This is a genomic window from Bradyrhizobium sp. WSM3983 (genome assembly GCF_000473045.1).
In the GTDB taxonomy this organism is placed as follows: Bacteria; Pseudomonadota; Alphaproteobacteria; order Rhizobiales; family Xanthobacteraceae; genus Bradyrhizobium.
This window is the reverse complement of sequence record NZ_AXAY01000014.1, coordinates 46,247-67,659: the sequence shown is the minus strand read 5'-3', so window position 1 is coordinate 67,659 and position 21,413 is coordinate 46,247. Positions and strand designations below refer to the sequence as shown.

Sequence of the window (21,413 nt, the reverse complement as noted above, 5' to 3'; positions counted from 1 at the left end):
CCTTGCCTCAGCCGGTCAAATGCCCCCAACCAGCGAAAAGTAACCGCCATGGTTAATGGGTTGTAAATGTGGCGCGAGGGTGAAGGCAAGCCGCGTTAACCGCCAAAAACGCCTGCTTTGCTTGAATTCTGGGCCTTGGCCCAGGCGGGACCCCGGAAGGCTGCCAATGTATCGGAACCGCAACCGCCGGTCAGCCCAGGGTGGCCACCGGAGCAGGGCTGAGAGGGGCTGAAACGAGAACCGGCCGGGACCCAGCCTGGCGCTGATCATTGCGCTCGAACAGCATTCGCCGTTCGAACGCGTTCGAACGCATGATGGGAAAGCGTGTCAGCACCTTTTCCCGGAGGTTCCGGAAATCGGACGCCATCAACGACGTCTTCATCGTGTGCCAGCCCGGAAACGCGCGCGGTTCGGCGACGGGTTCATGCAAAAACACGCGGCGGTAAAATGGCTGGTGATCGGGACGCACCATCGCGAGGCCCGTATCAGCATTGAAATACTCGCACGCCAGATAGGCCAGCCGCAGGGTCAGGTAGGGGAGCTCTGGAAGTCGCTTGGCTTTGTCCGGATCGGCAGCAAGCCGCGCTGGATCGACGAAAACCTCTCCCCGATCGAGCCGCCCGTGGAGAACATCGCCATACAATTCGGTCGAATAGGATAAGCGGCATTCCCGCGTCAGGAGATGGATACGGACGGAGCTGCATAGCTCTCCATCGACGTAAACGCCGAATATCCAGACATTGGGCGCGTCGTCATAGACGTCGCGGACCTGACATGTCTCTGAGGGTAAGATCAATCCGCTGTTCAGATACGCCTTGTAGCGCAGGTGGTAGATCGAATCTCTGTCTTCGGGAGTCTCGATCGGGCGGTAGTCGATACGATCGAACAGCGCTGCCCCGCGCACTGGCGAAGGCCCGCGTAGCTCGACTTGAGACGACATCCGATACTCCCAAACTTCCAAACAACTTCTGCGAGTACTGAAAGATTAATGGTTCCTTAATATAATTGCAAAGCCTTAGAAGGGTTAGGGTTAACCTTTTGGGACCCGGAAAACCACCGATACGGCCCGATACATCGAGACAAGATCGAGCGTCGCGTGAAGCTATGCGAGTGATCGCGAGGAGACGACGATCAACTGCTCCTGCAAGCGATTGCCGTGCGAAGCATTGAGCAATTGACGGACCCGCACGGCCGGGACCGGACGGCTAAACAGATAGCCTTGTCCTTCCGTGACTGTGCCATCGGCGCTGACGAGCTCAAGCTGCTCGCTGGTCTCGATGCCTTCGACCACGACCGCCATGCCGAGGTCGGCCGACAGCCGCGCGACGCCGCGCAACAGCGTCAGCGGACGGTCGGTATCGATGCCCTCGAGGAAAGAGCGATCGATCTTGACCTTCTGCATCGGAAAGTTGTGCAGATAACTGAGGCTCGAATAGCCGGTGCCGAAATCGTCCAGCGAGATGCGCACGCCGAGCGCGTGCAGCTGCGACAGGATATCGTGGGTGAGCTGGGTGTTGCGCAGCAGCGAGGATTCGGTGATCTCGATCTCGAGGCGATGCGCCGGCAGGCCCGACACTTCGAGCGCGTAGCGGATCTCGCTCAGCACGTCGCGCTGGTGGAATTGCTGCGGCGAGAAGTTGACGGCAACGTTGACGCCTCCCGGCCACTTCATGCATTCCATACAGGCGCGGCGCAGGATCCAGCGGCCGAGATCGACGATCAGGCCCATGTCCTCGGCGACCGGGATGATGTCGACCGGCGAGACCGTGCCTCGCACCGGGTGATTCCAGCGCAGCAGCGCCTCGCAGGTGGTGATCTTGCCGGACTTCAGATTGACCAGCGGCTGGTAGAACAGCTCGAACTCCTCGTTGGCGAGCGCCTTGCGCAGATCGAGCTCGAGGATGCGGCGGGCCTCGACGGTCGCCGCCATCTCGTCGCGGAAGAAGCAGAAGGTGCCGCGGCCGTCGGCCTTGGCCCGGTAGAGCGCCATATCGGCGTTCTTGAGCAGCGTGTCAGCGCTGACGCCCTGCGGCGAGGTCAGCGCGATTCCGACGCTGGCGCCGATCTCGACCAGATGACTGTCGATGCGGTAACGCTCGCTCAGCCGCTCGACGATGCGGCGGGCGAGGCTGGCGGCATCCTCGGCCGCGTTGATATTCTGCTGGAACACGACGAACTCGTCGCCGCCGAAGCGGGCGACGAAATCCTCCGGCCGCAGCATCTCGCGCAGGCGGTTGGCGACCGCGCACAGCAGCTGGTCGCCGCAGGGATGGCCGAGCGTGTCGTTGACCTGCTTGAACTGGTCGAGGTCGACGAACAGCAGCGCGGAGAGCCGCTCGGAATGATGCGAGGCCGCCAGCAGAGATTCGATCTCGTTGCGGAAATGAACGCGGTTGGGAAGCGCCGTCAATTCGTCGTAACGGGCGAGATGGGTGATCTTGGCCTCGGCATTGCGCCGCTCGGTCACGTCCTCGAGCAGCAGCACTGCGCCGCCGTCGGCCATCGGCTGGACCGTCCAGGAGAATGACCGGTTTCTCTCCGCGTCGGGATCGACGGTCACGATCTCGTTCGCATGCGAATTCTCGATCTCGGCGACGATCATCTCGCCGCTCGCGGCCGAGATGGAGCCGGAGCTGACGCACGCTGCCAGGATGTCACGCGCGCTGATGCCGCTCCGCGCGAGATCGTTGGGGAGGTCCAGCATTTCGCTGAACCGGTGATTCATCACCACGAGCTGCCTGTCGACGCGGAACATGCACAGGCCGTGCGGCATGTTGTTCAAGGCGGTGTCGAACTGGCCGGCAAGCGCGGCTTCGCGTTCACGAGCCACAACCGCCCGCATGAATATCTTGTGCAGATTGGCCGAGAGTTGCATGATCGCGAGCAGGAATGCGGCGCTTACAAACGCCATGGCGATGTAATAAGGCGTGCCGCGCAGCGCCAACGCGATCACCGGCGGACCAAATTGAAGCACGGCCTGCTGATGAAATATCGATGGTCGCCCGTACGCCCTGCACGCTCCTCCCGCCACGATCCCCGTGGTGACCGACAGGGCAATCAGGTGGACGACTGCATCATCAGTGCTCAACAGGGCGGTCGAGCACCATGTTCCGATCGCAGCGGCCTGGATCAGCGCTCCGATTCGATAGCGCTTCTGCCACCTGTCGGCTTCTTCGGCGGTGAGAGCCGACTTGCGGGGGTTGAAGCGCCGGAGATCGAACACCCGGATGGCGCCCCCGACGACAAGAAACAGGACGCAAGACCAAAGCAGGCTTTGCCCCGTCTTCAGCGCGGTCAGGCTTGCTGCAAAAGCGACGAAGACGATGCCTGCGAACAACGGGCCGGACGCCTCAAACAGTGAATCGATCAACGCCGCCGAAAGATTCGGCGAGGGCTTTTGATTGATTTCTCCGTTCTGGTTCGAGAGTTGCATTTGAGTTTGTTTACGCGTCCTGTTTGGCGCGTACTTTTACCCAGACCAGATGAAGCCTTTCTGAGGGAACATCGTTAAAGTCGAGTTGTTTTTCGGCAATAGCGAAACTGTTTCTACTGAAATATCAAGCAACTAGGCAAGCCTTGCCGGGCACAAGGTGAAGGAAACCTTGCCGCGCACGCAGAAACGCGAAAAATCGGCGCTTCTTTTTCGAAAACATCGCGCGTTGCAGGGCGCGCGCGGTCTATTGGCCTGCGGTCGCGGACAGCAGCGGCGACCACGCCGGATCGGAGGCGAAGCCCGGCGTCGGCACCTTCAACTCGTTTCGGCCGGAGATGTCGACGGAGAACAGCGACGGTCCGCCATTGCCGCCGGGATCGCGGAAGAACATCAGCACGCGGCCGTTCGGCGAGAAGGTCGGGCCTTCATTGTGAAAGCCTGACGTGAGGAGCCGTTCGCCGGAGCCATCAGGCTTCATGACGCCGATCGAGAATTGCCCGCCGCCTTGCCTAGTGAAGGCGATGTAATCGCCGCGCGGCGACCACACCGGTGTCGAATAGGTGGCGTTGTTGTCGTCCTTGGAGAAGGAGATGCGCTGCGCCTGTCCACCGCCCGCCGCCATCACATAGATCTGTGACCTGCCGCCGCGATCGGACTCGAAGCAGATCCGGGTGCCGTCCGGCGAGTAGGACGGAGACGTGTCGATCGCCGGCGTGTCGGTGAGGCGCGTGGTCGAGCGCGAGCGCAGATCCATCACGAACAGGTTGGAATTGCCGCCCTGCTGCAGGCTCATGATCACGCGCTGGCCGTCCGGAGAGAACCTGGGAGCAAAGGTCATGCCGGGGAAATTGCCGACGATCTCGCGCTGGCCGGTCTCGATGTTGAACAGATAGACCTTCGGATCGCCCTGGCCAAACTCCATGTAGGTGATCTCTTGCGAGTTCGGCGAGAAGCGCGGCGTCAGCACGAGGTCGGCGCCGCGAGTCAGATAGCGCACATTGGCGCCGTCCTGGTCCATCATCGCGAGCCGCTTGACGCGGCGCTCCTTCGGCCCGGACTCGTCGACGAACACCACGCGGCTGTCGAAATAGCCCTTTTCGCCGGTCATCTGCTCGTAGATCTGGTCGGAGATGATGTGGGCGATCCGGCGCCAATATTCCGGCGAGGTGAAATATTGCTGGCCGGCGAGCTGCTGGCCTGTGACCACGTCCCACAGGCGGAATTCGGCCTTGAGGCGGCCGTCCTGCTGCCGCGTCATGCGGCCGGTAACGAGCGCCTGCGCGTTGAGGGTCTTCCAGTTCTGGAATTGCGGCGCGACGTCGATGTTGCTGATGCGCTCGATGAAGGCGGCCTGGTCGATCGGGGCAAACAGGCCCGAGCGCTTCAGATTGTTGGTGATGACCTGCGTGACACCATTGCTGACATCGCCGTCGGCGGGCGACCCCGGCACGAAATTGGTGATCGCGATCGGGATCGGACGAAACTCCGTCGGATCGATGCGGAGCCGCCCCTGCTGGGGCTGTTGGGCGAAGGCTTGTCCGCCCCCGAGCAACGCGAGCGTCGACCCGGTCAGGGTCATGAAGCGGCGGCGGTTCATCAATCGAACGTCATTCATCGCAAAATTCTTTTGTTCGGATGTCACAACATGTCTTTCAGGCCGAAAGTCATCGGAATGACCTTCCAGCTCTCGTATTGCTGCTTCGGCATGAATGAATAGACCTGGCACTGCACGATGGCGCGCTTGGCGCTTTCTGCAACCGCCTGGGCGATCGAGCGCGACGGTCCTCGCACCGCGACGATGACGGGCTCGGAGGCGAGCGATCCGTCGATCCTCATGGGAATGTCGATGTCGGCTTCGTACTGGTTGGCGTCCTGCCCGTTATAGGTGGGCGTGAAGCAGCGCTTGACCGCGCCCTGGAATGCACCTTGCCAGGTCGCGACATTGGTGGCGGCTGTCCCGGACGTCGAGCCCAACGAGGCGGACGCATTCAGCGCCGTGCCGGCGAGCTCGTGCCGGGTCGCGGCGCGCTTGTCGAGGTCGCGCTGAATCTGCGCTGGGTCGAAGCTGCGCTCCTTGGGCTTCGGCTGTTGCTGCGGCTGTACCGCCGCAACCTTTTGCTCCACCGGCTTGGGCGGCGGCTTCTTGGTGTCCAGCTTCTTCTGCAGCTCGGCGATCGGATCTTCCTTGGCCGGATCAGGCTTCTTCTCCTGCGGCTTCGGCTCCTCCTTGGGCTTGGTCTCGGCGACCGGCTTCGGCGGATCGGGCTTCTTCTCGACCGGCTTTTCGACAGGCTTCGGCGGCGTATCGGGGGTCGAGTTGGTCTTGATCAGCTCTTTCTTCTCGGTGACCTTGCCGACGGAATCTTCCTCGGGCTTGGCCTCGGCGATCTTCTCGACCTTGGGCTTCGGCTCTTCCTTCTTGCCGGTCTTCTGCCCGTTGGTGATCTGCGCGAGCTGGTCGGTGGAGATGATGTCGATCGGCAGCGACTCTTCCGGCGCGATGAAGGCCTTGCTGCTAAAGGTGAGCAAGCCCCATCCAATCACGAGGACATGGAGGGCAATCGACGCTACGAGTGTCTTGTCGACGTTCACCTTCACCGGCCTAGGACCCCTGATCCGCTTCCGTGACGAGCGCCAGCTTCTTGAATCCTGCGCCCGACAACTGGCCCATCACCTTGGCCACGGTGCCGTAATCCGCCTTCTTGTCGGCGCGCAGGTAGATGCGCTCCTCAAGCCCGCCGCGCGCGTCCGTGATCGCCTTCAGCTTCGGGATCAGCTCGTTCAGCGCAATCTCGGCGTCGTTGATGAACACCTTGCCTTTGATGTCGACCGACATCTGGATCGGCTTCTGATCGTTGGTCTCAAGGCTCTTGGCCTGGGTCTGGGGCAAATCGAGCGGCACGCCCACGGTGAGCAGCGGCGCCGATACCATGAAGATAATAAGCAGCACCAGCATCACGTCGACCATCGGCGTGACGTTGATCTCGGCCATGACCGGCTTGCGCCGGCTGCGGCGTCCGCCGCCTCCGGACGAACTGGCTACGTTCATGCCCATGGCTTGGTGCCCAATCTCGCCTTCACACTATACATGCCGTCCGTCAGCCCCGCTCGTCGATCTGACGGGACAGAATGGCCGAAAATTCATCAGCGAAGCCCTCGAGCCGCTGGGCCTGCCGGTTCACCTCGGAAGTGAACTTATTGTAGAAAATAGTGGCAGGAATGGCGGCGATAAGGCCGACGGCGGTCGCAAACAGCGCTTCCGCGATGCCGGGCGCCACCACCGCCAGAGAGGTATTTTTCGACGCCGCGATCGACTGGAAGCTCGACATGATGCCCCAGACCGTGCCGAACAGGCCGACGAAGGGACCGGCGGAGCCGACGGTCGCGAGCACGAGGAGCCGGCGTTCCAGCCGCTCGACCTCGCGGGCGATCGAGACGTTCATGACCTTGTCAATGCGCATCTGCAGGCCGGCGACCGAGCGTGCGTGGCTCTCGAAAGAGCGCTTCCATTCGCGCATCGCAGCGACGAAACAGGCCGCCATGGAATGGGTCGGCTTGGCCGAGAGCGTGCGATAGAGCTCCTCGATCGACTCGCCGGACCAGAACGCCTGCTCGAACCGATCCATCGAGCGCCGCGTGCGCGCGTAAAGAAAGATCTTGTCGATCGCGATGGCCCAGACCCAGACCGAGCAGGACAGCAGACCCAGCATGACGCATTTCACGATCCAGTGAGCCTGCCAGAACAGCGCGATCAGCGACACGTCGGCGGAGGCGGCAACCGGAAGGGCGGACTGAGCCACGTCGGCCGGATTCATCAGCAGTATCCTCTCAAGGCGATCGTTACCTATGTCCCGGCCCGCAAATGGCGGCCAATTCCCCAGCAGCCGCGCTAGAACCGGCGCGGCCGGCAAGCCCGCTCAAAGCCTTGTCTTTCTGGGGTGCAGGGGCTTGTCCGAAGCCGCCGCCTGCATTCCCTGCCAAGATGTCAAAACTAAGGGCCTCGACGACAGCTCCGGGCGCGATTGTCCATCATCAGCAGAGCCCGGCGATGGTTAATGCCGGGTTACCGGCGGCTAATTTCGCTGCGAGAAAGGGAGGCGGCGCAGGGGGATGCGGTCGAGGAGACGGAAGCGGAACTGGCGACACGGCATTACCCAGATTCATCGCAGGTGCAGGACGAGGAGGCTGCCTTCGTGTCTGAAGGAACCGGCTCTCATCGAAAAAAATTGTCCCAAAAATCGCATTCGGCAAGGATTTGCCATGAGTATCAACCCCAAGACAACCGCGGCGATCGGCGATCATCCGTTGCATCCCATGATCATCCCGTTCCCCGTGGCGTTCCTGGTCGGCGCGCCCCTCGCCGATCTAGCCTTTATTGGAACCGGTGACAATTTCTGGGCCAGGGCCGCGATGTGGCTGCTCGGCGCCGGCATCGTCATGGCCCTCGCGGCCGCCGCGGCCGGCTTTACCGACTTCTTCAGCGAGCCCCGCATCCGCCGCCTCAACGAGGCCTGGTATCACATGGCCGGCAATCTCGCGGCGGTCGTGCTGGCCCTGATCAATGTCTATCTCCGCTACGTGCAAGGCGCCGAGGCCGCGATCAAACCGTGGGGTGTGGTGCTCTCCCTGATCGTGGTCGGCATCCTGCTGTTCACGGGATGGAAGGGATGGGAGATGGTCCACCGGCATCACGTCGCGGTGGTGGACGCGCCGGGCCAGACCAGCTCGGAGCCGGTAACGCCGCATCACGGCGGCGAGAGCCATCGCCGCGCCGCCTGAGTGAGAGAAACCGCCGCATGACGACGCCTCACGCCGCCGAGGCGGGCTCGGAGCAGTTGGTCAATCGCGCGGGATTGCCGACCGCGGTGCAGCCGCCAGGTACATCTGATGTCACGACCGTGCCGGCGCCGATCTTGGCGAAATCGCCGATGCTGATGTCACCGAGAATGGCCGCGCCGGCGCCGATGTAGACGCCGCGGCCGACGCGGGGCGAGCGCGTCGGCAGTTCGCCGCTGCGGCCGATGCTGACGTTCTGCAGGATAGTGACCTCGTCGCCGATCACGACATTGGCGCCGATCACGATGCCGGTGGCGTGATCGAGATAGACGGGCGAGCCGATCTGTGCGGCCGGATGGATGCTGACCTGCAGAACATTCGACGCCTCGTTCTGAAACAGCAGCGCCGCATCGCGATGGTCATGACGCCAGAGCCAGTGCGAGACGCGCCAGGCCTGCAGCGCGACATAGCCCTTGAAATGCAGCAACGGCGCCAACGGGCTGGCGATGGCTGGATCGCTGCGCGTGATGGCCTGCAAGTCGCGGCTTGCCGCTTCGATCAATTCGGGCGAGCCGCGAAAGGCGTTGAAGGCAAACAAGGTGAAACGCGCACGCTCTGCGGCATCGCCACCAAGCCTGCGCCCGATCAGATCGGCCAGGGCGGCGGCAAAATCGTCATGGACGAGCACGGCATCGGCAAGGGATTTGCCGAAGACAGGATCGGCCGCCGTCGCGCGCTGCGCCTCGTCGCGTATAGTCTGCCAGAGACTGTCGTTGGTCGCGGTCTCGGCTGCCATCGTCGCCGCCTCCGGCATGTTAACACTGCCACATGGAATGTAGGCCGTGGGCAGGCCGCGCGCCACACCGCGTCGGCGGGATCCCGCGCACGATGCCGCAGCCCCCGTGAGGCTACGTGCTTGCATGGCCGCTATCCGCGACCATATAATTGGTCGGATTTTCAAGCCCCGCGGTGGTCCGCCATCCGCGGGTTTTTCGTACCCGGCAGCCGTCGGCGCTGCCGACACGAATCCCCCTCACCCAAGGTCACGCCAAGACATGTCGCCCAACGCGCCCGCCGACGACCACCACCACGACGTCATGTACCCCTCCGCCATACCGTTCGTGCTGGTCCATCTCGGCTGTCTTGCGGCGATCTGGACAGGTGTCACCTGGCAGGCCGTCGCGATCTGCGGTTCACTGTATGTCGTGCGCATGTTCGCGATCGGAGCAGGCTACCACCGGTATTTCTCGCATAAGGCTTTTGCCACCGGCCGGGTGTTTCAGTTCATCCTGGCTTGCCTCGCGCAAAGCACCGCGCAGAAGAGCGTGTTGTGGTGGGCAGCCAAGCATCGGCACCATCATCTGCATTCCGATACCGAATTGGACGTGCATTCGCCGCGTCAGCGCGGCTTCCTGTACAGCCATCTCGGCTGGATTTTTTACTGGGAACACGATGCGACCGACCTCGTGAAGGTCGGCGATCTCGCGGTCTATCCGGAACTGATGTGGCTGCATCGGCTGGAGCTTCTGCCGGCCGTGACGCTTGCGGTGCTCTGCTTCCTGGTTGCGGGCTGGTCGGGCCTGGTCGTCGGCTTCCTGTGGAGCACGGTGCTGGTCTATCACGCGACCTTCTGCATCAATTCCCTCGCCCACGTGCATGGACGCAAGCGCTACGTGACGGGCGACGATTCCCGCAACAACTGGCTGCTGGCGCTGTTCACCATGGGTGAAGGCTGGCACAACAACCACCACGCCTACCAGAGCAGTGTGCGACAAGGCTTTTACTGGTGGGAGATCGACCCGACCTATTACATCCTGAAGGTCCTGTCCTGGCTCGGAATCGTCTGGAACATGAAGGCGCCGCCTGAGCAGGTGCTGCGCAACGAGCAGCAGCTCGGCGCACGCGTCATCAATCGCGCAGCCCGCGAGCTTGCCGGCCGGTTTGATGCGCAGAAGCTGGCGGATGCGATCTCGTCGGCGCGGCGCCGAGCTGACCTGGCCCAATTGCAACTGCCGACGCTGCACGAGATCCTCCATCGCGCCCATGAAGGCGTCGATGCGCTGACGCATCTGCATCTGCCGACGATCCCGACCCGCGAAGAGTTTCTGGCCGAGGCCAGGGCGATCTTCGCGCGGACGCGGTCGCTCAACGAGATCGTGGATCACGCCTACGAGCACTTTCTGGCGTCGGTTCGCGCGCGGGTCGCCACGGTGATCTGAACACGACGCCAGTCAGCCACCTCACTGCGCCTGCCCGTTCGTTTGATCGCCGTGATCGAGATAGGCCAGCGCCCGCTTGAGCTGAGCGTCATCGGGTTTGCCGATCAGCTCTGCCTTGATCGGCGGTGAAGAGATCGGCTTGGCCTGCCCGGCTTGCGGCTGCGCCGGTCTCTCGTTGATCGAGCCCGGATTGGCAAGAGCCCCGGTCAGCGAGCTCTCCCGCAGCACGACACCGCCCGCTATCTGCTGCTCCTTGGGCACCTCGGCAAAGACGTCGGGCGCAATTCCTTCATCCTGGATCGAGCGTCCGGACGGCGTGTAATAGAGCGCTGTCGTCAGCCTGACTGCACCATGCCCCTTGAGCGGGATCAATGTTTGCACCGATCCTTTGCCAAAGCTCTGCGTACCCATCACCTTCCCGCGATGACGATCCTGCAGAGCGCCGGCCACGATTTCAGAGGCCGAGGCGGAAGCGCCGTTGATGAGCACCACGACCGGAACGCCGGCAAGCATGTCACCGTGGGCCGGCGCGCCAAAGCTCTGGCTCTCGCTGGCATCCCGTCCGCGGATGCTCACCACGGTGCCGCCGTCGAGCAGGTCGCCTGCGACATCGATCGCGGCGGTCAGCAGTCCACCGGGATCGTTGCGCAGGTCGAGCACAAGCCCTTTCAGCTTGCCATTGGACTCGCGCTCGAGATTCTGCAGGGCATTCTTGAATCCACCGGACGTGTCTTCGCCGAACTGGCTGATGCGAATGTAGCCGACGCCATCCGGCTTCAGGTTCGACTTGACCGATTCCACCTTGATGATTTCCCGCGTCAACGTGACGTCCAGCGGCTCCTGCTTGGCGCGGAGCAGCGTCAGCGTCACGGTCGAGCCGGGATCGCCGCGCAATACCGCGACCACCTTGCTCAGAGGCATCCCACGCGCGCTGGCATGGTCGATCAGGAGGATCTGGTCACCCGGCTCGATGCCGGCTCGCGCCGCCGGCGTGCCGTCAATCGGCGAAATCACCTTCGGCAAACCATCCTGTTCGCTGATCTGGATGCCCAGCCCGCCGAACCGGCCGGCCATGTCGGCCTGCGACTGCTTGAATTCACCTTCGTCCATGTAGTCGGAGTGCGGGTCGAGACGGTTGAGCATGCCCTTGAGCACGTCATTCGTCAGCTCGTCCGAGCCGATCGGATGAACGTAGGCGCGATGCACGAGTTGCATGACGCTCGCGATCAGGCCGAGCTCGGCGACGTCGGGCTCATTGCGCTGCATGGCGATAGCGGTGACGAGTGGAAGGGCAACAAGGCAGGCGCAGAGCGAAGTCGCGATCAGCAGGCGGGCTTTTTTCATCATGGGGCCTCGGTTCGCAGGAGATGGCGCGGAGGCGCGGCTGGCATTCGCGGCGCGACGGCAGAACGGTCCCGGCCCGCGCCTCCAATACACTGAACGCAGTTGGGAGCCGGACGTTTCAGCCGCCGCAGACCTCGTGCACCGACATCGATCTTGACTGCCCCTTCAGGCGCGCCGTGACGAGGAGTCCGGATGCGGTGCCCCAGAAGCCAAACCGCCCGCCTGCGGGGTGCGCAGGCGGGCGGCTCGGGGCCATCAGGACTTCGGGGGCATGCGCCTGAAGGCTTTGAGAGGTATCAGCCCTGCTGCTGGTCGGTCGGCGGCGGGGTCGGACGTGTCTTGTGCTGGGCCATGAACTGGTCGAACTCTTCCTTGTCCTTGGCGTGGCGCAGACGGTCGAGGAAGTTCTTGAACTCGACCTGCTCTTCCTCGAGCCGCTGCAGGGTTTCAGTGCGGTACTCGTCGAAGGCGCGGTTGCCCGAGGACGGCGGGCCGAAGCCAAAGCCGAAGCCACGGCGCTCCATGCGACCGCGCATGCGGTCCATCTTGTACTGCATCCGCTCCATCTTGTTCTGCCAGCGATCCTGGTTGCTCCAGCACGACATTCTTCTGCTCCCGAGTGTGAAAAAGAGAAGGGCAAGTCCGATCGGCCACCAGATGATGAAGCCGAGGATGGTCACGGCAATCCAGCCAGGATGCCAGGGCGTATCGAGCATGTGGGGCCGCTCGTACTGTTGCTGTTGGTCCGAGGGGCCGCGCCAGCGATTGACATCAGCGGTGTAGGCCATTTCCCTTCTCCATCACGGCATCAGCGCCGTTGTGAATGTAAATAACATTTACATAGCTAGACCATCCCGCGATTTTGTCAAGCTGGCGGCCTGACAGGGTCGCGCAATTATTTGCGCAACTTTATTTCGGCTTGCCCCAGGGGCCGCCAGAACCGGAGGGAGCCTCCGGCGGCACCGGCGGCGGCTCGGCGCTTTTCGCCTGCGGCCTGCGATCGGTCGGGAAGCCGAGGCCGCGCAGATAGATCAGCACCTCGGCTTCTAACAGCTCGTCCGGCGACATCGGCAGTTTGCGTCGTGCCGCGTCACCGCGCGAGAACAGCGAGGCGACGCCGTGCGCCATCGACCAGATGTGCAGCGCCATCATCATCGCCGGCGGACGCGGCGCGCCGGGCGGGGCCAGCGCCGCGAGGCGCTCCGCGGCGGCGCGAATGACGTTAAAAGCGCGCTCGCTTGCGGCCTGCAGCGCTGCGTTGGCATCGACCGGCAGGCCGGATTCGAACATTGCATTGTAGAAAGCGGGCTCCTCGCGGGCGAAGGCGAGATAGGCCCGGCCCACACGCTCGAACGCAGTGACGGTGTCGGGGCGCCCGTCGTCCCAGGCTGCCGTGAGCCGCTGCTCGAACTGCTCGAAACCGCGCTGGGCGATCGAGGACAATAGCTCGTCACGGTCGCGAAAATGCCGGTAGGGCGCCGCGGCGCTGACGCCGGCCATGCGCGCGGCATCGGCAAAGGTGAAGCCGGCCGCGCCCTTCTCGGCGATCAATCCGAGGGCGGCCTGCAACAGGGCTTCCTTCAGATTGCCGTGGTGATAGCCGCGCTCGGCGCGGCTCTGCTCCTTGCGCCAGCTCATGTGAACGACTTTTACATGAGCCGGCGGTGAAGGTCACTAGCGGGAACGGGTTTTGGTGAACCCGTACTTCCGTATCCAACGGTTCGATGAGCCCTAGCCGCCCGGGATCGGCAGCACCGGCATGATCTCGACGCGCTCGCCGGGGAAGATCGCAAAATGCGGGTGGTTCTCGAACATCTTGGCGGCCGCCTCGTGCGAGGCGGCGCGGACAACGGTGAAGGCGCCCATCTCGTTGGCGATGTCGGCGGTGCCCGTGCCGTCGACGCGCTTGGTCTTGCCGAGCGGACCGCCCATGGCCTGGATCGCACCCTGGTGCTTCTCGACCCAGCCCTTCCAGGCCGCCATGCCCTCCATCTCCTTCGCCTTGCGCTCGGCCTCGGGCATCGCATTCCACGCAGCCCATTTCGGATTGGTCTTGCTGCCGAGGAAGACGGCGAGATAGGTATCGGTGCTCATCGGTTCTCTCCCTTGTTGATGGATTGACGAAGCCGCGAAGTTTCCGCGGCCCTTTCGGCTAGTTCTTCAGGTTTTCGAAGCCGGCGGCGGCCGCCTGCACCTCCGGCGGAAAGTCGGACATTTCCTGCACCTGGCGGATCTCGATGATCTCATTGGCCGAGGCCGGGCACTTCTTCGCCCAGGCGATCGCCTCCTCGCGCGAGCCGACCTCGATCATCCAATAGCCGCCCAGCACTTCCTTGGCCTCAGTGAAGGGACCGTCGGTCACGACAGGCACACCGGTCGCAAACGAGACGCGGGCGCCCATCGACGGCGGATGCAGGCCGTCCAGCGTGATCAGCACGCCGGCATCCTTCAGCGCCTCGTTGTAGCGCATCATCGCGGCGACGCGTTCGGGATCAAGTTGCACGTCCGCCGGCGCGGTCTCGTAGCCGAGCGGGATCATCAGCATCATGAATCGCATGGGGGTTCCTATGTCCCAGGTCATTCCCGGATGCGCCATAAGACGCAGGCCCGGAATCCATTCATCAACAGTCTCTGCGGCCCGATGGATTCCGGACCTGCCTTAGGGCGCGACCCGAGCTCACTTGTAAGACGAAGGTCCTCTTACGGAACCGACACCGGGTCGGAAATAATTTTAGCGGTCATTATTTGGAGGTCATTCTTTTGAAGGTCATGGCAGCCCGCTAACGCGACTGCGGCACGAACCTGCCGTCCTGGAAGGCGGCGCCGAAATAGACCTCAATGCGGCGTACCTTGTCACCGGCGAAGGTGAAGAACTCGGTGTTGCGAAAGCTCTTGCCATCTGTTGCCAGGCAGCGATAGGTGACGAAGGCCTCGTCACCCCGGACGAAGATCCGCTCGATGTCGTGGCGCGCGATCCAGCCGGCGTCGCGCCAGCAGCGTTCGAAATAGGTCGCCTTGTCGAGGTCGTCGTCGAACGGGCTGGTGAAGCGGAAGTCCTCGGCCAGCACATCGCTCACTTTTTGCCGGTCGTTGGCGAGATAGGCGGCGAACAGATTTCGGATCAGGTGCTCGTGGTCATCAGGCATTCGTCATGCCTCCTCTGGAACAATGGCCCGATGGAAGACGAAGTCGACATGCTCGAACCGACACGACATTGCGCTGGGATCGATCGGCATGATGCGAAGCCCTTCTTTGCCGGGACGAAAGCGAAGTAAAAGGGGCCGTCGCGCGCCGCACCCCTTTCGGACACAGGACAGATTAGCAAATGCCGCAAGTCTCGCAAAAAGTCGCCCTCGTCACCGGAGCCGCGCGCGGCATCGGGTTTGCGACTGCGAAAAAGTTCCTGGCCGAGGGCTGGCGTGTGGCGCTGCTCGATATCGAGGGCGAGCTGCTCGGCCGCGCGGTCGCCGAGATCGGCCAAAGCGAGGCGACGCTGGCGCTGACCTGCGACGTCTCGGACAGCGCCGCGGTCGGCGCCGCGATGAAAGCGGTCGAGCAGCGTTTCGGCCGGCTCGATGCACTGGTCAACAATGCCGGCATTGCGGTGTTCGCACCGCTGATGGAGACATCGGAGGCCGACTGGCGCCGCGTGCTCGAAGTCAACCTCACGGGTCCGTTCCTCTGCACCAAGGCCGCGGTGCCGATAATGCGTGACGGCAATGGCGGCGCTATCGTCAACATCACCTCGATCTCGGCCGTGCGCGCCTCGACGCTGCGCTCGGCCTACGGCACCAGCAAGGCTGGTCTCGCGCACCTCACCAAGCAGCTCGCGGTCGAGCTCGCCTCGCTCAACATCCGCGTCAATGCGGTAGCACCAGGGCCAGTCGACACCGCGATGGCGAAGCAGGTGCACACCAAGGAGATCCGCGCCGACTATCACGACGCCATCCCGCTCAACCGCTATGGCCTGGAGGAGGAACTCGCGGAAGCGATCTTCTTCCTGTGCTCGGAGCGCGCGAGCTACATCACCGGCCAAATTTTGGCCGTCGATGGCGGCTTCGATGCGGCCGGCATCGGCCTGCCGACGCTGCGCGGCGAACGGCGGAACGGGTAGGCACGGGATTTGTAGCGCAGACAAAGGCGCGACGCGCCGTGCCCACCATCGTTCCAGACTCGCGGCGCTTTGGTGGGCACGCGGAGCCTGTCATCGGGCGCGCATCCGCGCGCCCCGGTGGCTTTGCCCACTCTACGGGATCGAATGTGTGGAGTACTCGATGCGACGCGTCACCCTGCTCAAAGCCCTGATGCTCGCGGCAGCGCTGCTCGCTTCCGTCCCGGCCAGGGCCGAGATCCGCATCATCCAGAGCCCCGGCGGACAGGTCGGACCGTTCCTCGATCTGTTCGAGAAGGTGCGCGAGAGCGGCGAGCGCGTGGTGATCGACGGTCCCTGCCTGTCCGCCTGCACGCTGGTGCTCAGCATCGTGCCAAGCGAGCGCATCTGCGTCACCAAGCGCGCCGTGCTCGGCTTTCATGCCGCACGTTCGGTCGACCGGCGCGGGCGCTTCTACGCCGAGCCGGAAGCATCCGAAGCCGTGCTAGCGGCCTATCCCGGCCCCGTTCGCGACTGGATCAGCCGCCGCGGCGGCCTCACCCCCCGGTTACTGTTGCTGAAGGGGCGCGACCTCGCCGCGATCTATCCGCGCTGTCGATGACGATTCGATTTGCAGGCGGCAGTGTGACCGCGATGAATCCTCCGCTGTCCGACGATTAGGCAGTTCCCCGCGATTTCGGCCCTGCCCGGCCGTCGCGAACTGGCTGCTCCTTTAGTGGAAAACGATCTGAACGACCGGCGCGAGCTTCACGCTGGCGCAGATCAGCATTCCCCACAGCGCAAAATTAATTTGTAGCGCCGCCACCATCGGTCGCTCCCTTCCCAGTCACGCCCCACCCTAATTTGTAGTTATTGTGAAATAAATTAGCGATTCTGATGCGAAGTGCACAGCCTAATCTTGCGCCAGTTGTTGTGCGATGCAATTCGCTTCATGTCACAAACCCGCGCGCGCTGTTTTCACAAAGTGAATCGAGCGCACGAATCTCCTTTCGGCCATGCTGGCGACGTCGTTTTCCCTCAAGTGCCAGGTAAGTGTCGCGACGCAAAGTTTTCCACGCGAATTTGTGCGGCGTACCGCACGGCAGGTCCGGCATGGCTCGACACATTCTCGTCTTGCTTAGTTTTTGCGCAGCGCTCGCAGGCTGCACAAGCGCGCCGGCGGCGGCGCGTCGTCCGATCGCGTGGGACGGACTCGGTCAGAATCCCAATCGTCCTGCTGTCACAAAACACCGCCTTGCCAATCACGCAGCACCAGAGAGCGATCCAAATCTGGAGCGGCAAAGGGTGCTGGCCACACTGCGTCCCTATTCCGACGCTTGGTGGGCTGTCCAAGACGAGATCGAGGCCGAGAACGACAGGCGACTCGGCTCGAAGCTCGTGATCTGCCGCAGCTGCGTGACGCAGCCGCCGGGCGAGGACGTGACCGGATCGATCCGCTGACGAAGCGTGCTCCCTCTCTCGCGACAAAGGAGAGAGGAAGCCGCAGCTCAGGGCATCATCGGAGCGTCGCGCTCACATTCCTTCGGCCGGGCAGTTCACCATCCAGGGAATGCCGAACTTGTCGACGCACATGCCGAAGCCCTTGGCCCAGAACGTCTTGCTGAAGGGCATGGTGACGGTGCCGCCGTCAGAGAGCGCGTTGAACTTGCGCTCGCCCTCCGCGGGGTCCGTGACCGTGACCGAGATCGAAAAGCCCTGCGGCTTTTGAACATGCTCGGGCGGGGCGTCGGAGCCCATCAACACGCTGCCGTCGGGCAACGACAGCCGCGCATGCATGATTGTCTTCTCGCGGCCAGGCGCGCCCGGCACGTCCGCCGGCGCATCCGAGACACGCATCATGGCGTCGATCTTGCCGCCCAAGACCTTGGCGTAGAAGTTGAACGCCGCTTCGCATGTGTCCTGATAGAACAGATAGGGATTGAGCATCGTTTCTCTCCTCTTCGCTTCCTTGGCAGTTCCTTTGGCAGATCCTTGGGCGGTGTCTGACGTTACTTCTCGGTGAGCTTCTTCAGGCTGGCGAGGCCGGCTTCGAAATCCTTGCCGATCATGGTGTCCATATTGATGAAAACCTGCATCACCTTGGACATCAAGGGAGCCGGACCGTACATCGCCCATGTGACCAGTGTGGCATCGCCTTGCGGCACAAACGTGAACTCGGCGGTGTTGTGGCCTTCGAAGGGCCGCTCGAAGTCGAGCTTGATGCGGAGTTTCGACGGCGTGCTTGCTTCGAGGATCTCCATATGGCCGGCACCGACATTGTTGTTGCCGTCCCAGGCATAGGTCGCTCCCTTCCCTGCCGCAGTTCGTCCGAAGGTGCGCTTCATGGCGGGATCGCGCCCCTCATAGGGCGACCAGCTGGTCCAGAAGTGGAAATCGGAGACGAGCGGATAGATCGCCTCGGCCGGCGCCTTCAGCGCGAGCGAGCGCTCGACACGAAACGTGTCGGGTTTCGTGAGGGCAAAGACGAAGATGCCCGCGATCCCGACCGCGAGCACGGCAGCAACGATGACAATGGCTTTCAGCATGAATGGCTCCCTGAATACGTGATTAAGACGAAGGGAGACGGCGGGGGCCGACATGGGACGGAACGAAATTTCGCCGTCACTTCACCTTCGCGCCCTGCCGGGCACCGCCATTGGCCCCCTTCGGCTGACTGTCCCTGATCAGGCGATCAATGTGCATGCGAATGTGGGCGGCCTCGGCCGAGGTGTTGGCCAGCGCGATGGCGCGGTCGAAGGCGATGCGGGCTTCGTCGTTGCGGCCGAGCTGCATCAGGAAGGCGCCGCGCACGCCGTAGAAATGGAAGTAGTTGGCAAGTTTCGGCGCGAGCGGCTCGATCAAATCGAGCGCGGCTTGCGGCCCGCGCACCTTGGAGACCGCGACCGCGCGGTTGAGCGTCACCACGGGCGAGGGCTGCACCAGTTCGAGCGCGCCGTAGAGCAGGTCGATCTGGGTCCAGTCGGTCTCCTCCGGCGTCGACGCGCGCGCATGCAGCGCGGCGATCGCGGCCTGGATCTGGTAAGGCCCGCTGCGGCGATGGCGCATCGCCTTGTCGATCAGCGCCAGCCCTTCCGCGATCATGGTGCGGTTCCACAGCGAGCGGTCTTGGTCATCCAGCAGGATCAGCGAGCCATCTGCGGCAATGCGCGCGGCGCTGCGGGCGTGCTGCAACAGGATCAGAGCCGTCAGCCCCATGATCTCAGGCTCGCTCTGGAACAAGCGCAGCAACAGCCGCGCCAGCCGGATCGCTTCCTCGCAGAGCGGCTTGCGTATCTCGGCGGTGTCGCCGCTCGCCGAATAGCCCTCATTGAAGATCAGATAGATCATCGCGGCAACGCCGGCGAGCCGCTCCGAGCGCTCAATCGGGCCTGGCGTTTCGAACGGCGTCCCCGCCTCCGCCACCTTGGCCTTGGCGCGGGTGATGCGCTGCTCCATCGCGGCGTCCGAAACCAGGAAGGCGCGCGCGATCTGCTTCACGGTGAGACCGGAGACGATGCGCAGGGCGAGTGCGATCTGCTGCGTCGCTGGCAGTTGCGGATGGCAGCAGATGAACATCAGCCGCAAAATGTCGTCGCGATAGTGCGAGCCGTCGAGCCGCTCAGCGAGCGCGCCTTCGGCGTCGTCGAGATCGGAGATCGCCTGGTCGTCATCAGGCAGCGGCTGCTGCTTACGGGTACGGCGGACCTCGTCGATCGCGACGTTGCGGCCGACCATGATCAGCCAGGCCGCGGGGTCGCGCGGCGGTCCGTTCTGCGGCCAGGTTTTCAGCGCCCGCAGGCAGGCGTTCTGAAACGCCTCTTCGGCTGTATCGAGATCGCGGAAATAGCGCAGCAGCGCGCCGACCGCCTGCGGACGCGCCGAGGTCAGCGCGGTCTCGATCCAGGCGGTATCAGTGTCGCTCACGCCGAAATTCCTCCGGGCCGGAACACGCCGACGGGACGCACCTCATAGGCACCGCCGGGGTTGGCCGCGCCGAGATCGCGCGCAACATCGAGCGCCTCGTCAAGGTTCTTGCAGTCGACGATGTAGAAGCCGAGCAACTGCTCCTTGGTCTCGGCATAGGGGCCGTCGAGCACCAGCGGCGGGTCTTCCTTGCGCAAGGTCGCCGCCGCGGTGGTCGGCAGCAGCCGCGCCACCGGCCCGAGCCGGCCCTGCTGCGTGAGCTTATCCTGCACCACGGCGAGCTTCTTCATCACGGACTCGTCCTGGTCTTTGCTCCAGGAGCCGACGAAGTCCTCGTCATGATAGCAAAGGATCGCATAAAGCATGGGCAGCACCTTCCCTGAACGCTTGTTTTAAAGACGATCCACTATGCGCCGCCCCGACAGGGCTGCGGAAAAAATTTGCGAGAAAAATCCGACAGATCATGCCAAGGAGGGGCGTCAAAAGCGGAACCCGACGAGGCACTTGGAATGACCGTGGGCATACTGGCCGTCCTGATCAACAGCACGCAGCAGAACTGGCTGCCGGAGCGCTGGAAGGCCCGGTTCGACGCGGTCTGCGGCGGCCGCCGTGTGGTGCTGTTGCCCGATGCCGGGCTCGATCCGGCCGACGTGCACTATGCCGCGGTGTGGAAGCCGGTGCCGGGCGATCTCGGCTCCCTTCCGAATCTGCGGGCCATCTTCAATCTCGGCGCCGGTGTCGATGCGCTGATGGCGGACAAGAGCCTGCCCAACGTGCCGCTGGTCCGCGTCGCCGTGCCTGATCTCACCAACCGCATGACCGAATATGTCATGCTGCACGTTCTGATGCACCACCGCCAGGAGCTCTACCTGCGCGACTCGCAGCGCGCGAGACGCTGGGAGCCGAAATATCAATGGCCGGCGAGCGCGGTCACTGTCGGCGTCATGGGATTGGGCACGCTGGGCGCCGACGCGGCCGATGTGCTGCGGCGGCTCGGCTTCCGCGTCGCCGGCTGGAGCCGTAGCCCGCGCACCATCGACGGCATCGAATGCTTCCACGGCACGGCTGGAATGGACACGTTCCTGCGCAAGACCGACATCCTGGTATCACTGCTGCCGCTGACACCGGATACACAGGGCATCCTCAACCGCGACGTCTTCGCAAAGCTCAACCGCACGGGCCCCTTCGGTGCACCGGTGCTGATCAATGCCGGCCGCGGGGCCTTGCAGAACGAAGCCGACATCCTGGCCTGCCTCGACGACGGCACGCTGGGCGCCGCCTCGCTCGACGTCTTCGTGCAGGAGCCGCAGCCGGCGGACAGCCGGTTCTGGACCCATCCCAGGGTGGTGCTGACCCCGCACAACGCCGCCGACACGGATGCGGATGCGATCTCGGCCTATGTCGCCGAACAGATCGCGCGGTTCGAGGCCGGTGGCGCGCTGGAGAACGTGGTGGATCGCGGGCGGGGGTATTAGGCTTCGCTCGCGCAACTTACTCGGTGTCGTCCCGGCGAAGGCCGGGACCCATAACCACAGAATGCAGTTTGGCGGAGGATCGCAGTTCGGTACTGCGAGCGATCACTATCGATAGATTCCGCGGTATGGGTCCCGGCCTTCGCCGGGACGAC

Annotated in this window: 23 protein-coding genes; 6 read left to right on the top strand and 17 right to left on the bottom strand. The window is 63.5% G+C overall.

What is annotated here, in order from left to right; all coding sequences use genetic code 11:
* Nucleotides 1-190: 190 nt before the first annotated feature.
* The 6 genes from YUA_RS0120730 to tolQ all read right to left on the bottom strand — a co-directional run bounded on the left by YUA_RS0120730 (nt 191) and on the right by tolQ (nt 7,248).
* Nucleotides 191-940, bottom strand: coding sequence for a hypothetical protein (locus YUA_RS0120730; RefSeq protein WP_027532435.1), 750 nt, complete (start codon nt 938-940; stop codon nt 191-193).
* A 162-nt stretch (nt 941-1,102) separates the two neighbouring features.
* Entirely contained in the window at nt 1,103-3,433 is a 2,331-nt protein-coding gene (locus tag YUA_RS0120725) for a bifunctional diguanylate cyclase/phosphodiesterase (protein ID WP_027532434.1), read from the bottom strand.
* Nucleotides 3,434-3,677: 244 nt separating this feature from the next.
* Nucleotides 3,678-5,030, bottom strand: coding sequence for a Tol-Pal system beta propeller repeat protein TolB (tolB, locus tag YUA_RS0120720; protein ID WP_027532433.1), 1,353 nt, complete (start codon nt 5,028-5,030; stop codon nt 3,678-3,680).
* 41 nt (nt 5,031-5,071) lie between these two features.
* Nucleotides 5,072-6,031: a hypothetical protein gene (locus tag YUA_RS0120715; RefSeq protein ID WP_027532432.1), complete on the bottom strand. Its 960-nt coding sequence runs from the start codon at nt 6,029-6,031 to the stop codon at nt 5,072-5,074.
* A gap of 4 nt (nt 6,032-6,035) precedes the next feature.
* Complete coding sequence (tolR, locus tag YUA_RS0120710; RefSeq protein WP_027532431.1) at nt 6,036-6,488, bottom strand: protein TolR; 453 nt, start codon at nt 6,486-6,488, stop codon at nt 6,036-6,038.
* Nucleotides 6,489-6,531: 43 nt separating this feature from the next.
* A complete protein-coding gene (gene tolQ / locus YUA_RS0120705) occupies nt 6,532-7,248 on the bottom strand; it encodes a protein TolQ (protein ID WP_027532430.1) in 717 nt (238 codons plus the stop codon).
* Nucleotides 7,249-7,693: 445 nt separating this feature from the next.
* On the opposite strand from tolQ, the gene YUA_RS0120700 reads away from it, so the two are divergent.
* Nucleotides 7,694-8,212, top strand: coding sequence for a DUF2231 domain-containing protein (locus YUA_RS0120700; RefSeq protein ID WP_027532429.1), 519 nt, complete (start codon nt 7,694-7,696; stop codon nt 8,210-8,212).
* Nucleotides 8,213-8,240: 28 nt separating this feature from the next.
* On the opposite strand, the gene YUA_RS0120695 is transcribed toward YUA_RS0120700, so the two are convergent.
* A complete protein-coding gene (locus YUA_RS0120695) occupies nt 8,241-9,023 on the bottom strand; it encodes a serine acetyltransferase (RefSeq protein WP_027532428.1) in 783 nt (260 codons plus the stop codon).
* A 241-nt stretch (nt 9,024-9,264) separates the two neighbouring features.
* On the opposite strand from YUA_RS0120695, the gene YUA_RS0120690 reads away from it, so the two are divergent.
* A complete protein-coding gene (locus tag YUA_RS0120690) occupies nt 9,265-10,428 on the top strand; it encodes an acyl-CoA desaturase (RefSeq protein ID WP_027532427.1) in 1,164 nt (387 codons plus the stop codon).
* 21 nt (nt 10,429-10,449) lie between these two features.
* Here the strand turns inward: YUA_RS0120690 and YUA_RS44515 are convergent, their stop codons facing one another.
* From YUA_RS44515 to YUA_RS0120660, 6 genes are all read right to left on the bottom strand, one after another.
* A complete protein-coding gene (locus YUA_RS44515; RefSeq protein WP_245285209.1) occupies nt 10,450-11,775 on the bottom strand; it encodes a S41 family peptidase in 1,326 nt (441 codons plus the stop codon).
* Between the two features lie 293 nt (nt 11,776-12,068).
* A complete protein-coding gene (locus YUA_RS0120680; RefSeq protein WP_027532426.1) occupies nt 12,069-12,560 on the bottom strand; it encodes a DUF2852 domain-containing protein in 492 nt (163 codons plus the stop codon).
* A gap of 121 nt (nt 12,561-12,681) precedes the next feature.
* Nucleotides 12,682-13,410, bottom strand: a complete 729-nt coding sequence (locus YUA_RS0120675; protein ID WP_027532425.1) for a TetR/AcrR family transcriptional regulator — start codon at nt 13,408-13,410, stop codon at nt 12,682-12,684.
* 93 nt (nt 13,411-13,503) lie between these two features.
* Nucleotides 13,504-13,866, bottom strand: coding sequence for a YciI family protein (locus tag YUA_RS0120670; protein WP_027532424.1), 363 nt, complete (start codon nt 13,864-13,866; stop codon nt 13,504-13,506).
* Nucleotides 13,867-13,924: 58 nt separating this feature from the next.
* Nucleotides 13,925-14,329, bottom strand: coding sequence for a YciI family protein (locus YUA_RS0120665; RefSeq protein WP_027532423.1), 405 nt, complete (start codon nt 14,327-14,329; stop codon nt 13,925-13,927).
* Nucleotides 14,330-14,552: 223 nt separating this feature from the next.
* Nucleotides 14,553-14,918, bottom strand: coding sequence for a nuclear transport factor 2 family protein (locus YUA_RS0120660; RefSeq protein WP_027532422.1), 366 nt, complete (start codon nt 14,916-14,918; stop codon nt 14,553-14,555).
* A gap of 179 nt (nt 14,919-15,097) precedes the next feature.
* On the opposite strand from YUA_RS0120660, the gene YUA_RS0120650 reads away from it, so the two are divergent.
* From YUA_RS0120650 to YUA_RS52630, 3 genes are all read left to right on the top strand, one after another.
* The gene (locus YUA_RS0120650; RefSeq protein WP_027532421.1) at nt 15,098-15,886 is read left to right on the top strand and encodes an SDR family NAD(P)-dependent oxidoreductase; all 789 of its coding nucleotides are present in this window, start codon (nt 15,098-15,100) and stop codon (nt 15,884-15,886) included.
* 160 nt (nt 15,887-16,046) lie between these two features.
* A complete protein-coding gene (locus YUA_RS0120645; protein WP_027532420.1) occupies nt 16,047-16,484 on the top strand; it encodes a hypothetical protein in 438 nt (145 codons plus the stop codon).
* A 683-nt stretch (nt 16,485-17,167) separates the two neighbouring features.
* Nucleotides 17,168-17,323 carry a hypothetical protein gene (locus YUA_RS52630; protein WP_371259901.1) on the top strand — a complete coding sequence of 52 codons (156 nt, stop codon included), beginning with the start codon at nt 17,168-17,170 and terminating at the stop codon, nt 17,321-17,323.
* A 72-nt stretch (nt 17,324-17,395) separates the two neighbouring features.
* On the opposite strand, the gene YUA_RS0120630 is transcribed toward YUA_RS52630, so the two are convergent.
* The 4 genes from YUA_RS0120630 to YUA_RS0120615 all read right to left on the bottom strand — a co-directional run bounded on the left by YUA_RS0120630 (nt 17,396) and on the right by YUA_RS0120615 (nt 20,151).
* Entirely contained in the window at nt 17,396-17,809 is a 414-nt protein-coding gene (locus tag YUA_RS0120630; RefSeq protein ID WP_027532418.1) for a VOC family protein, read from the bottom strand.
* Between the two features lie 62 nt (nt 17,810-17,871).
* Complete coding sequence (locus YUA_RS0120625) at nt 17,872-18,408, bottom strand: SRPBCC family protein (RefSeq protein WP_027532417.1); 537 nt, start codon at nt 18,406-18,408, stop codon at nt 17,872-17,874.
* A 76-nt stretch (nt 18,409-18,484) separates the two neighbouring features.
* A complete protein-coding gene (locus YUA_RS0120620; RefSeq protein ID WP_027532416.1) occupies nt 18,485-19,786 on the bottom strand; it encodes an RNA polymerase sigma factor in 1,302 nt (433 codons plus the stop codon).
* Entirely contained in the window at nt 19,783-20,151 is a 369-nt protein-coding gene (locus tag YUA_RS0120615) for a YciI family protein (protein WP_027532415.1), read from the bottom strand. Before YUA_RS0120615 ends, YUA_RS0120620 begins: the two co-directional genes overlap by 4 nt.
* A 144-nt stretch (nt 20,152-20,295) precedes the next feature.
* Here YUA_RS0120615 and YUA_RS0120610 point away from each other — a divergent pair, with 144 nt between their 5' ends.
* Nucleotides 20,296-21,261, top strand: coding sequence for a glyoxylate/hydroxypyruvate reductase A (locus YUA_RS0120610; protein WP_027532414.1), 966 nt, complete (start codon nt 20,296-20,298; stop codon nt 21,259-21,261).
* Nucleotides 21,262-21,413: the final 152 nt, after the last annotated feature.